Raw genomic sequence first — 13470 nt, forward strand, 5'->3', positions numbered from 1 at the left:
AACACGGAATAAGAGATATAATTGCCTGTGAATGGTTTTCAGATGTGTGGTTTTCCGATCGCCGGGGAGCGGGTCCCCAAGCCGCTGCGCGGCTTGCGAGTGAAGCGAGCCGCGTTGCGGCTCGCGGGGGCGCGTTGCGCCCCCGGAGGCTCCCCGCGTTGCGGGGAGCTCGATCCGCGTTGCGGATCGAAAGGAGTGAAGGCCTCCCGCGTTGCGGGAGGCGTCCGATCCGCGTTGCGGATCGGACCGGGGCCGCGTTGCGGCCCGGCGGCAGCGCGAAGTGGGTTGCGGTTGCGGGGTGTTCCTCGCGTGGGGGAGTGTGGGCTCCCCGCGTTGCGGGGAGCAACCGATCCGCGTTGCGGATCGGTTGGCGTCGTCGGCGAGGTGGGGGTTGCCGGGGTGGTGGGTCGGGCCGGCATCGTTTTGTCATGACCGCATCGATGCCCGGCGCGTATTCTGTCTGCGTTTCAAGGAGTTCGTCGTCGCCCCCGCGGACGCGGATGCCACTTGTCGCGAACTCGACCTTCACGCGGACCTGTTGACCTTCGAGGACGGCACCACCACGTTCCGGCTGGAGGGGGTCGAGGTGTGCGACTTCCCTTCCGCCTCGCTGGGTTCGGTGGAGTTGATCGCCGCCCCCGACACGAACACGAACGCCGGGAGACCGGCGTCGGGCGTGGACGAGGCCGCGGGCAAGGCGTACTCCGTGGAAGAGATCCGCAAACGGCACGGCAACGCCTACCAGCGGTGGACCCCCGAGGACGAGCAACTGCTCCTGGAACTCCACGCCGCCGGCCACGGCATCGACGAACTCGCCCGGCGCTTCGATCGCCAACCGAGCGCGATCCGCGCGCGACTGGGGAAACTGGGCGTGCCGGAGTGAGGCGGGGCGGCAGGCCGCTCCCCTCCCCCGCCCGAACCCGGGCCGCGGATTCGGCGGACGGATCGACGCGTGACCGTCGTCGTCCACGATTTCATTCATTCGAGGCTGCTCGGTGACTTCGAGGTTCATGTGACTCAAAAATTTCGCAGGTAGACTTTGATGTGAAGCGAGTACCACGTCGGGTATTCCTGAGGCATGACGAGGAGGGCCGGTGCGCGATTTCGCACCACGGCCTCGGCCGCACCAGATCGAAGCCGTCGACGCCGCCGTACGCGGCCTGGAAGGCCCCGTGCGACCCGGGGGCAACCGCGGGCTCCTGGTGTCCGCCACCGGCACCGGCAAGACCCTCATCGCCGCCGAGACCGCCAGGCGCCTCGCCCCCGCCGGCGGCACCCTCGTCCTGGTCCCCACCCTCGACCTGCTCACCCAGACCGTCACAGCCTGGCGCACCCTCGGACACCACGAACCCATGCTCGCCGTCTGCTCCCTCGAAGGCGACACCGCACTCGGCGCAGCGGGGGTACGCGCCACCACCAGCGGGCCCAGCCTCGCCCTGTGGGCCCAACAACACGCTCGTTACACGGTGTTCGGTACCTACGCCTCGCTCGGTGCCGTGATTCACGCGCACACCGGGCCCTACGGAATTCCCGCTCTCAGTCCTTGGGCGCTGGTGCTGTGCGACGAGGCCCACAGAGCCGCCGGACACGTCGACAAGACCTGGACCGACATCCACGACAACACCCTCGTCCCGGCACGACGGCGGCTCTACATGACCGCCACACCCCGCATCTACGAACCGTTCAAGGGTCGGCGCAGGCGTAGGAGGAGCGAGGCGGCGCAGGGTCGCGGTGGGCGTGCGGGTGGTCAGGAGACGCTCTTCGAGACCGGTCCCGGCCCCGGGGAGGGAGACGGCGCCGAACCTCACACCGAATCTCACATTCGACTTCCTCCGATCCCCGACGACATCGCGCTCGACTTCGATCCGGGGGAAGATTATTTCTCGCCGGAACTGCAAGCCGAAGCGGTCAACGAAGCCGGTGAAATGTCCACTTCGTCTGACGTGGCGTCAGATGAGGACGGGGGCGACGACACCGGCGGCGGTGAGGCGGCGCGGACCCGGCCGGCCCGGCTCCTGCGGGTTCCCGCGCTCCCCGAGGAACTCGCCGTGTCCATGGACTCGACCGAGATCTACGGCCCGAGGATCTTCGAACTGGGACTCGCGGCGAGCGTCAGTCGCGGTCTTTTGGCGAGGTTCGTCGTGTTGGTGGCGGACGTCAAGGACAAGGAGCTGAACCAGGCCCGGCGCGACGCGCGCCAAGCCCTCGACGACGAGAGCCCCGAGGCGCCGAGGCTGGTCGAGGCCTGGCGTGGGAAACGGCTCGCGGCGTTGCAGACCGCGCTGTTGAAGACCGCGCGCGAGAACAAGCTGCGTACGGTCATCACGTTCCATCACCGCGTCGCCGAGGCCAAAGCCTTCGCACTCGGACTGCCGTCCGTGGGACGGCGGCTGCGCGCCGAGCTCCCGGACCAGGCGCCCACACACGTACGGGCCGAGTGGCTGCACGGGGAACACCCCGCCGAGCACCGGCGGCGCGTCCTCGGCCGGTTCGCCGAACCCGGCACACCGGGTGACCTGTCCGTGGTGGCGAACGTACGGATCCTCGGGGAGGGCATCGATTGTCCGGCCGTGGATGCCGTGGCTATTTTCGACGAAATGTCAAGTATTGTCAGTATTACCCAGGCTGTGGGCAGGGCCCTGCGACAGCAACCGGGGCAGGGCAAGGTCGCCGGGATCGTCGTCCCCGTCTTCCTCGACGACCACGAACACCCCGACGACATGCTGCTGTCGGACGGGCACCGGTACCTGGTCACCGTGCTCGAGGCCCTGAGGGCCCACGCCCCGGAACTCGTGGAAGCCCTCGCTGTCCCCCAGGCCACCGCACGCAACGCGGCACGGGCGGCCGTCGACGACGCACCCGACGAGCAGAGCGGCGGTGCCGCTGAAGCCGGAACCGAGGCCACCGCGGGCAATGGTGGGGCCGTGGAGGGTCCGGGTGAGCCTGCGGGCACGGATGGGCCGGGCGCAGGCCCGGGGGTGGAGACGCGGCCGTTCCTGCGGTTCTCCAGCTCGCGTGACCCGGCGGTGGTGGCGGACTTCGTGCGGCTGCGGGTGATCGACCCGGACGAACGCGACTGGATCCGCGGCTACCTCGCCGCCAGGCGCTTCCTGCGGACACACGGCCATTTGAGGATTCCGCTCGATACGCGGGACGGGCACGACCACGAGTATCCGGTCGGGCAGTGGGCCGCGGTCCAACGACGCGAGTACGCCGCGGGACGCCTGCACAAGGACCGGGTGCGCAAGCTCGTGATGCTCGGGATGGTGTGGTCGCACCCCGACGCGGCCTTCGACGACGGACTCGCCGTCGCCCGCCGGTACCTCGAACGCGTGGGGCACCTCGCCGCACCACAGAACGCCGTGCAGGACGGCGTACGGGTGGGTCAGTGGTTGGCGAACCAGCGGCGCCACGGCGTCCTGGAGGCACATCCCGAACGAGAGGTCGCGCTCCGTGAGTTGGACCCGTGGTGGCGCCCCGACGGATGGACGATCGCATGGCAACGCGCCGCCAACGAAGTACGGCTGCACCTGGCATGGGGCGGCAGCCTCGACGAGCTGACGCCCGGACACATCGCCGGCGGACAGGACATCGGCACCTGGGCGCAGCGGCACGCCAAGCCCGCCGCGCAGGCGAGGCTTCGGGCCGGACAACTCGAGCAACTCCGAGAACTCGGCATCGCCCCCGAAACTGAACCCGGCGCAGCGGCGGGTGGTGTGGCGGAGGCTGTCGGAGGCGGTGGCGCGGGAAGTCGCGGTGAGGAGGCCGGCGGGGCCGGGAACGGCGTGGTCGAGGCTGATGCGCCGGTGGGTGGCGACGTCGGCGGGGCTCGGGCGCACCGGCGTGGTCGGGGTGCGTGGGAGACCGCGTTCGCCGCGGCCGTTGCCTACCGCCAACGCGAAGGCGACCTCGAAGTGCCCCGCGCGCACGTCGAGACCGTGACGACGCAGACCGCGGCCGGGGCCGACGGCGGCGCGGAGGACGGAGCCGGAGTCGTCGACGTGCGGCTCGGCAAATGGGTCAACAACCAACGCACCCGCCGGAGTTCGCTGAACGAGGTGCGGATGCGGTTGCTCACCGAACTCGGCATGCGCTGGTGAACCGCGGTTGTCGTTCGGGGGTGCTCGGGTTCGGTGAGTGTGAGGTTCGCAGTGAGATCGAGGGGTGGTTTCGGTGTCGGTGGGGGTGTTTCGGGTCGCTCCGGTCGGGGGTGAGACGACGTGGTCGTTCATGGGCCGGGTCGCCGGGTGTTACGGGCTGGAAGCCGACGCTCTGGCCGGGCACTGGCGGTGGCTCAACCACCGTCCCCGGCACCGGGGCGGGGGGCTGCGGGCCGATGCGGAGGTGGTCCTCGACGCGGCCGGGCGGCTGGCGTTGATGGAGTTGTGCGGGGTCGGGGAGGAGGTGCTCGGGCGGGCGTTGCCGTCCTGGGGCAGGGAGGAGGAGGTCGTCGGGTGGGGGACGGCCGGGGTGCCGCGGGGGTTGTGGCGGGTGGGTGGCGCGGTGGCGGGGCCGGTGGCGTTCGGGTGTCGGCTGTGTGCGGCGCGGCGTACCGGTGCGGCGGTGCGGGTGGTTCGGCACTCGGCGCGGTGGGAGCGGGTGTGCGTGCGGCACGCGCGGTGGGGCCTGGACGCGGACGCCGACGGGGTGCCGGAACACCTGGACTTGCGCGAGGTGCCGGAGGTGGTCGCGGCGCGGCGGCGGTGGGCGGGTGTGGCGCGGCGGGCGGTGCGAGCCGGAATCGATCCCGGGGAGGTGTTCGGCATCGCGTGGGCGGTGGTGTGCCGGTGGTGGGAGTCGGCGCCGGTCTGGGAGCGGGAGGAGATCCGGCCGCAGCGGCTGCGCGCGGTCGCGGGCGGGGACGCCGGGGGCGATTTCGAGTGGTGGCGCGTGGTCGGGCGGGACGCGGTCGTCTTTCCGGAGGTGGTCGCGGTGGCGGACGCGCTGCTGGATCCGGCGATGGTCGAGCGGTTGTGGCGCGACGGCGGTGCCGGGCGGCCTCGGATGTTGCGGGTGGACGGGGCGTTCTGCCGCGAACTGGGGGAACGGGTCGGGCGGCCGTGGTTGGGGCCGGTGGTCGCGGTCGACTACGGCGGCCCTCTGATCGCGTGGATGGGCGCCGTCATCCGCGGGCGCCGCGCAGGAGCGGGGTCGGGTCCCGGTGTGGGTTCGGATGTCGGGTTCGGGTGGGTGGACGATCCGTGGCGGGTGCGGCAGGAGGATCGGCCGGCGACCACGGCCGCGCTGCTGCGGTCGCTGGGCAAGGAGCGGAGGGTGGGCGGTTCGGGGACGCTGTGGCGCGCGATGGTGCCGGCGGAGGAACGCGCGCTGATCGGCGAGCTCGTGGGGGAAGCGGAGGAGCAGTTGCTCCAGTTGCGCGGGGCGCAGACCGGGAGCACCGCGGACGCGGCCCGACACCTGCTGGGGAACCTCTCCCGGGGTGTCGGATTCCTCGAGCGGGCTTTGTGCCGAACCGCCGTCGCGGCGTTGAACGCCGGGGTGCCTTTGGAGGACGTGGCCGGATGGGCGGGGTTGTCCGCCGCGGAGTTGACGGACGTGCTCGCGGCCGGCCGGGACGAGGGCGACGACGGGTAGGCGCGGGGCCAAGGACGGGGTCTGGCCGAGTGGTCGGCGCGTAGGAGCGGGGTGGGCCGGGTGCGGCACGGCGTCTATCACGAACTCGGCGTGTGCGTGGGATGTTCGTCGGGGGTGCGCTCGTTCGTGTGGTAGCGACGTTCTCTGTCTTTCTGACGGGTTCTCGCGTACTTGACTGCGGGCATGGATGAGCGGTTCGTCGTGGGGGTTCGGGCTTCGGTGGAAGCTGAAGTGGCTGCTTTCGAGGCGGAGTTCGTCGACCCTGTGGGGCGGTTGGTGCGGCAGCGGTGGGCGGACGCGGTGTTGGCGGTGGCGTTCGAGGACCTGGGTCCGGTGTCGGCGTTCCCGGTGGTGCCGGGACGGCGGTGGGGGCCGGGGCTGTGGTGGTCGTCGACCACGGGGCGGCATGTGCCGGCGGGGTCGAACGCGATGCGCACACGGTTGATGGTGTTGGACCGTGATCCGCGGGTGGTGGGTTTGGCGGGGCGGCCGGTGCGGCTGTGGTGGCGCGACGCGGTGGACGGGCGTGCACGCTCGTGGGTGCCACAGCTCTTCGTCCGGTACGCGGACGGCACCGCGCTGCTGGCCGACTGCCCCGGTCGCGCCGACGCGGGCGGTGAACGGGCCCTGCAGGCCGCGGCGGTGATGGCCGAGGCGTGTACGCGGGTCGGCTGGGTCTACCGGCGGTTGGAGCCGCCGGATCCGGTGTCGGCGGCGAACGTGCGCTGGCTGGCCGGCTACCGGCATCCCCGCAACGGGGGCCGTCCGGGCCTGATGGCCTCGGTGCTCGAGGCGTTCACACGGCCGCGGCCGCTGATCGAGGGCGTCGAAGCGGTCGGCGACCCGATCGAAGTCCTCCCCTGCGCCTTCCACGCCCTGTGGCACGGCCGGCTGACGGCGCCGCTGGACGAGCCGTTGCACGAACGCGTCCTGGTCAACGCTCCGATGTCGGGCAGCGGAGGCGCCACTGCGTGTGGGGAGGCGGAGTGAGCAGGGAGCGGCGGGGTGAACGCCTGGTGGTCGCGGTGGGGGCGCGGGTGCGGTTCCGTGGAGCTCGGTGGCAGGTCGTCGCGCTGTCCGGGCAGTGCTTCCATCTGGTCGGTGAGAGCGGGGACGACGAGGTGGTGTTGGCCGGGTACCTGTTCGCCGATCCGGACTTCGCGGTCTTGGGCGTGGAGGTCGGGCAGCCGCAGGGGGTGCCGCGGTGGGGGTTGTTCGAGACCGCCCCGGCCGCGGCGCGGGAGAGGGCGTTGGCGTGGCAGCGGCACATCCGTGAGGTGGAGTGCGGCCGTGTGGGCGGGCCCGACGGTGGCGGGGCGGTGCGGCCGGAGTACGACCCGGCGCGGTGGACGTTGGCCGAGCGGGAGCGTGCCAAGGCCGAGGAGTTGACGGCGCTGGGTTTCGGGCGGGTGTCGCGGACGACGGTGCAGCGCATGCGCGGCCGGTATCGGCGGCAGGGCCTGTGGGGCCTGGTCGACCACCGCACGACGCGTGGTCCTGGTGGCGTGGGGCGGACCGACGAGCGCGTGGTGGCCGCAATCCGGGATGTGCTCCGCGGACAGCGGGGGCGTTCCAAGGGGACCGTCAAGGGTTTGATGCCGTTGGTCGCGCGACTCCTCGAGGAGCGGCACGGTGATGCGGTGGTGGTGCCGTCGTCGGCCACGTTCTATCGACTCGTCGGCCGGCTCGCTCATCCCGTCGACCATCCGGGACGTCCCGTCCGCAATCCCCCGATCACCGAGGACGGGCGGGGATTGACCCCGACGGTGGCGTTGCGGCCCGGGGAACAGGTGCAGATCGACACCACGCGTCTCGACGTCCTGGCCCTGTTCGAGGACGGCACGGTGGGGCGGCCCGAACTCACGATCGCCGTCGACGTCGCCACCCGGGCCATTCTGGCGGCGGTGCTGTGTCCGGGCGGGACCAGGGCGGTGGACGCGGCGCTGTTGCTGGCGGAGATGGCGGTGCCACACCCGGCCCGGCCCACCTGGCCCGACGCGCTGCGCTTCGCCCACGCCCGGCTGCTCTCGCGCGATCGGCTGATGACGCTGGACGAGCGCCTCGAAGGCGCGGCGGCGCGGCCGGTCGTGGTTCCGGAGACGATCGTCGTGGACCGGGGGAAGGTCTTCCTGTCGGGGGCGTTCACCGCCGCGTGCGAGACGCTCGGGATCAGCGTGCAGCCGGCTCCGCCGTACGCGCCGACGGCGAAGGGCATCGTCGAGCGCACCTTCGGATCGATCAACACCCTGTTCTGTCGACACCTTCCCGGATACACCGGCTCCGACGCCGGCCGACGCGGCAGGAACGTCGAGCGTGAGGCGTGCTTCGGCGTCGCCCAGTTGCAGGACCTGCTCGACGAGTGGCTCGTGCACTGGCACCAGCGCCCGCACGAAGGGCTGCGACATCCGGTGATGCCGAGGGTCGCGTTGACGCCGAACCGGATGTGGGCCGCCCTGGTCGCGGTCGCCGGGTACGTGCCGGTACCGCTGAGCGGCGGCGACTACCTCGAGTTGCTGCCGGTGCGGTGGCAGGCGGTCACCGAACGCGGGATCCGCCTCCACCACCGCACCTACGACCACGAGGTGCTGGGCCCGTACCGGGGCCAGGCCTCCCCGATCGCCGCCCGGGACGGGAAGTGGGAGGTGCACCACAACCCCCACGACGGCCGCCAGGTGTGGGTACGCCTGCCGGGTGGGGAGTTCGCCGAGGTGCCGTGGATCCACCGCGACCACGTGAACGCGCCGTTCGACGTCCACGCGTGGAGGCACGTGAGGGAGAACGTCGAACGACGCGGGGACCGTGAGCGGCACGAAGCCGACCTCGCGGACGTCCTCGCGGCGCTCCTGCGCGAGGTCCGCCCCGCCGCGGGGCCCGCCCGCGGCGGGAGCCGAAGAAGTCGTGGACGCGAGGACACCGCGGCGGGTCGGGCGGTTCCCGGGGCGCGCCGCGTCGTGGAGCAGGCGGGCACCGGGCACGACGGGCATGCCGCGAACTCGGAGGGCGTCGCGGGATTCGTCTTCCCGGGACGCGTACCGGGCGCAGCGGCGCACGACGGTGCCGGTGTTGGTGTGGAGAGTCTGGACGACCTCGACGGCGGCGGCGAGTTCCTCGACGAGGACGCGCCCTGCGAGTCGGAGTCGGAATCGGGTGGGGTGTCCGGCGGAGGGGGCGGTGGCGGGTTCGGGTTGTACGACGCGCACGCCGAGGCCGAGTCGTGGTGACCGGCGCGGAGGCTGCGGAGGGCCGGTGGCCGTCGCCCGTGACGTGGGACGGGTTCCGGGACTTCGTCGACCGGCCGCCCGTCACATCGCCCGAAGCGGGCGCGGCCGAGCGCGGGATGGAGGAGCGTTTGGCGTATCACTCGCGGTTCGCCCTCGTGCGCACCCCGACGATCGACGCGATCTCGCGGACGGTGCGCACCCTGATGATCCTGGGCCGTCACCAGGACACCGGCGCCCGGCCGTGTGTGATCGCCGGCGGGCCGCCGACCACGGGCAAGACCACCGCGCTGTTGCAGGTGGGTCGGGCGTGCCACCTCGCCGAGGCCGCCCGACGCGGCGGAAGGGCGTTGGAGGGGGGTGCCGGTGGCGTACGTCCTGGTCCCGCCCGGTGCCGGCGCGAAGGCCCTTGCCGGCGAGTTCGCCCGGTTTCTCGGGGTCCCGATCACGGCTCGCATGACTCAGACGCGGATCGTCGACGCGGTGTGCCACACCTACCGGAAGGCGGGGGTGAGGCTGGTGGCGATCGACGAGATCCACCGCCTCAACCCACGCACCACGACGGGGGCGGAGGCCGTCGACCCGTTGAAGGACCTCACCGAACGCATCGGCGCGACGTTCGTGTACGCGGGCATCGACGTCACGGCGACCGCTTTGTTCAGTGGTGTGCGGGGGGGCGCAACTCGCCGGGCGCGCCACGGTCGTCGACCGCGGGCCCCTCCCCCTCGGCGGCGGGGGCGGGCGGACGCCGTTCCGTGACCTGGTCGCGGCCATGGAGGCGTGTCTGGACCTGCGGGCACACCGGGCGGGGACACTGCCCCGCGCGGCGTCGTATCCCCCACGCCCGCACCGGCGGACGCATCGGCAGCCTCGCCCGCCTCGTACGCCAGGCCGCGATCGCAGCGATCCTCGACGGCACCGAGAAAATCACCAGAACCGGCCTCGACGCGGTTCGTTTGGACCACACCGCCGAGGACCACTACCGGCCCCGAGTCACCGGACGCGCCCGCACCGGCGGCCGCGCACACCGACACGGCACGTGAACCCGACCCGGCCCCGGGCGTCCGCACAGCCCGAGGCCGGTACCGATGCCCTGCTGCGGGAGTGTGCAGGCCACCGCCCCGACAGATGGGACACGGCGCGTGAACACGACCGGGACCGGCCCGATCCCGGGATCGAGAGCGGGGGGACTCGCCCGCCACGACGACACCAACCCGCGGGGCCCGGCCGCCGAGCCCGCGCCGCAAGACCGGGCCGGCACACCATCGGGCGCGTTCCGTGTCGCGCCCCTGCCTCACAAGTCGACCGTTTCCTGGGTCGGCCGCGTCGCGGCGACGTATCGGCAGAGCGTGCCCGAATTGCTGGACGGCATCGGCATCACCACCACGGGCGCGCGAGGCGCCGGCGACACCGACACGACCGAGATCCACCTCGACGACGCGGCACGACACCGACTCGCCGTCTTCGCCCGAGTCCCCCAACACCACCTTGCGCGGGCGCTCCCCCACCTCGAACGGCCACGGAACCGGAACCCGGCCCGAACACCGGACACCGTCGGGGCAACTGTCGGGGCGACCGGGGCCGGCATCGCCGCGTGGCACCGGCCCGACCCGTACGAACAACCCTCGTGGGCGTGCCCGTGGTGCACCCTGCGCCACACCCGCGGCGCCACCGCGCGGGCACGGGCGTACCTTCCCGCCCACCGCGTGTGGTGCCCGCGGCACGCGTGTTGGAGCACCGGCGGGCTCCGACCGCGGCTCCTGGACACCCGGGGTGTGCCCGAACTCGCCCACACACACCGGGAACACCGGCGGCTCCTACAGCGGCCGAACGCGAACAACGCCTACACGTGGGCACAGGCGATCGTCACACGGTGGTACGACCACGAGCTGTATCTCACCGGCCGGTGGCGGGCACGAGGACACCGCCTTGCCACCTTCGACCGAGACCACACGGCCACGGACGGCAGTTCCTGGGAACTCACCGCCCGGCCCGTGATCGTCCATCCCGAAACGGTCACCCTCGCCCGCGCCCTCGCTCGTACGCGCCTACCGGCGACACCCCGACCCGACCGGCACCCGGCCGCGGACGCGTTCCTCGAACACACCGCCCACACACTCGGACTCACACACCTGGCGCCCGGACCCGACGACCTCCTGCGGTCCTGGATCCGCCACCACACCCGACCCTGAAAGACCCCGGGCTGCGGGCCCCCGACCGCCCGCAAAAACAGGGCGGACAACCGCCGCCGCCCTATGGCATCCCCAACCGAACTGCACAAAATCTCGATGCATCCCACAACACCCGCGAAACCCAACAGAAATGAGAAAACCCCAGCTCACAACCCCGCCGGGCCATACCCGAACACCCACCCCCGCACCCCGAAACCCACCCCGCCGGCCCTACACCCGAAAACCATCCCGACACAACCGCGAAACCCCACCCCACACCCCCCACACCACCCCACAACCAACAACCACTCACATCGGCGCGGACAGGAACCGGACAGGAACGAGAGGCACCACAGGAACCGCCGCGCCAGCGACACCGGTTCGGCTCAACCGCGCCAGACCCGTCGACCGGGCGTTCCAGGCCTCAGCCGCCGAGGCGGAAAGGACACCGATCAGGACGAACGGCCACCGAGAGGCGATCTCGTCCACCGTCCACGGGTTTTCCCAACGGAACCGAACATCCGTCCCAGGTCCTGCAAATCCACAGGCCACAGGTCAGACGAAGCCGAGCAAGACAGCAAAACCCAGGCCACGCAGCCAAGATCCCAAGTCCCAGATCCTGCAAATCCAATGGTCAACACATGATCAATCGACAAGATCTTTCAAAACAGCCGGGGCGGAGCACCAGATGCCGTCGGGGTGGTCGTCGGTGAACCGACGACGCCACACGCTCTCGGTGTCGACAGCGGGTGCGCGCCGCGCGCCGTCCACCGCTCAGTGAAGGGCACGCCGCTCGTCGAGAAGCGCAACGACCGCACGGAGGCCATCTCTGAATTCCGGGGTGGCAAGTGAGTCGGGGCGGAGAATCTGCGGCATTTCTGCCACCTTCCACAGCCGGAGCACCTCAGCGAACGCGCCCGGATGCACCAGACCAACCAGTCGAGCGGACTCGCGCACTGCCAACGTGGCCAACTCGGCACATGCAGGCGGAGGGAACGTCCGACCGTCGACGGCGGTGAACCCCGATTCCGGGCGAGTCGTCCTCGTGGTTCCGGCCGATCGGTCGCCGCCGCAGCCCGGCCGATTCCTGATGGTGCGGCACGCGGGCCCTTGCCCATGTACGAACGCGACGTGAGACTTCCGTCGTGCGCTCTGCCCCGACCGGGGCGCGGAACGGATCCCGGTCCCGGCCCTGCCATCGGTTCCGTCCCGTGGACGAACACACAGGAGTGCAATTCCATGTCGCGATCGAAACCGCGGTCCGCGCCGCCCGGGTTGGTCGGCGTGACCGCCATGCCGGCCGCCGCCCAGGCAACCGGCGTCGCCCAGACCTCCGCTCCGGTGGCGGCCTCGGGGAACGCGCTCCCGCCGAACATGTATGCCTGCACGGTTCCGCCCGGCTACACCCACACCTCGGTCTCGCTCACCACGGTCCGCGGAAGCGGCGGTCTTCGGCCGCTCTTCGACTTCGTGTCGCCCAGGACGGCCCTGTGGGCCTGCACCGTCCCGGCAGGCTTCACCTTCGCCCAAAGCGCAGATTCGGCTTGCCCGCCAGCAACAGTCGGCGGCAGAAGTCCCGGGCCTCCAGTCGCGTCGCTCGGTTCCACGGCACCCCGACGGACCACAGAAACCGGAACCACCGCAGCAGATCCATCCCGTACGACCGAGCCGTCGCCGCCGATCGACGACCGACGCACCCGGCGTGGTTCGCTGTCGGGCGAGCGGAAACCGCTGCCGACGGCAGCTCGGTATGCGCCGGTGAGGCCGTGTCGGCCCCAGGGCTTCGTGTGCGGTGGGGTGTGAGGTTCACAGTGAGGTGGGGGCTTTGGTACCGGTGGGGGTGTTTCGGGTTGCCCCGTTGAGGGGTGAGACGACGTGGTCGTTCGTGGGTCGGGTCGCCGGGTTCTACGGGCCGGCGCCGACGCCCTGGCGGGTCGTCGGCGATGGGTCGACCACCGCCCCCGGCACGAGAGCGGGGCGCGACGGGCGGACGCGGAGGTAATCCTCGACGCGGCGGGGAGGCGGACGTTGGCGCAGTTGTGCAGGGTCGAGGAGGGGGTGCTCGCGCGGGCGTTGTCGTCCTGGGGTCGGGAGGAGGACGGGGTCGCCGGGTGGGGCACGGCGGGGATACCCCGGGGGATGTGGCGGGTGGGCGGTGCCGTGGTGGGGCCGTGGTGGGGCCGGTGGCGTTCGGGTGTCGCCTGTGTACGGCGCGGCGTACCGGGACGCCGGTACGGATGGTTCGCTACGCGGCACGGCGGGAGCGGGCGTGCGCGCGGCACGCACGGTGGGGACTGGACACGGACGCCGACGGCGTGCCGGAACACCTGGACTTGCGTGAGGTCCCGGAGGTGGTGGAGGCGCGGCGGCGGTGGGCCGTGTGGTGCGGCGGGCGGCGCGGGTCGGGGTCGATCCCTCGGAGGTGTTCGGCGTCGCGTGGGCGGTGGTGTGCCGGTGGTGGGACTGGGCGTTGCAGTTGGTGGCGC

7 protein-coding genes are annotated in these 13470 nt (G+C 71.8%); all 7 read left to right on the plus strand.

Annotated elements, in window-relative coordinates; translation table 11 throughout:
* The first annotated feature begins 538 nt into the window (after positions 1–538).
* Entirely contained in the window at positions 539–883 is a 345-nt protein-coding gene (locus ACWCPW_RS45820) for a helix-turn-helix domain-containing protein (RefSeq protein WP_449767572.1), read from the plus strand.
* A gap of 211 nt (positions 884–1094) precedes the next feature.
* Positions 1095–4100 (plus strand): Helicase associated domain protein, encoded by a 3006-nt coding sequence (locus ACWCPW_RS45825; protein ID WP_449767573.1) that lies wholly within the window; start codon positions 1095–1097, stop codon positions 4098–4100.
* Positions 4101–4173: 73 nt separating this feature from the next.
* Positions 4174–5595, plus strand: coding sequence for a DNA-binding protein (locus ACWCPW_RS45830; RefSeq protein WP_449767574.1), 1422 nt, complete (start codon positions 4174–4176; stop codon positions 5593–5595).
* Between the two features lie 231 nt (positions 5596–5826).
* On the plus strand, positions 5827–6585 hold the full coding sequence (locus ACWCPW_RS45835) for a TnsA-like heteromeric transposase endonuclease subunit (protein ID WP_449767575.1): 759 nt from the start codon (positions 5827–5829) through the stop codon (positions 6583–6585).
* Positions 6582–8816 carry a Mu transposase C-terminal domain-containing protein gene (locus ACWCPW_RS45840; RefSeq protein WP_449767576.1) on the plus strand — a complete coding sequence of 745 codons (2235 nt, stop codon included), beginning with the start codon at positions 6582–6584 and terminating at the stop codon, positions 8814–8816. The genes ACWCPW_RS45835 and ACWCPW_RS45840 overlap by 4 nt, the downstream gene beginning before the upstream one ends.
* Positions 8817–9179: 363 nt before the next feature.
* On the plus strand, positions 9180–9572 hold the full coding sequence (locus ACWCPW_RS45845) for a TniB family NTP-binding protein (protein WP_449767577.1): 393 nt from the start codon (positions 9180–9182) through the stop codon (positions 9570–9572).
* A gap of 590 nt (positions 9573–10162) precedes the next feature.
* Positions 10163–11005 carry a hypothetical protein gene (locus ACWCPW_RS45850; protein ID WP_449767578.1) on the plus strand — a complete coding sequence of 281 codons (843 nt, stop codon included), beginning with the start codon at positions 10163–10165 and terminating at the stop codon, positions 11003–11005.
* Positions 11006–13470 lie beyond the last annotated feature (2465 nt).

This window comes from Embleya sp. NPDC001921 (assembly GCF_053594475.1).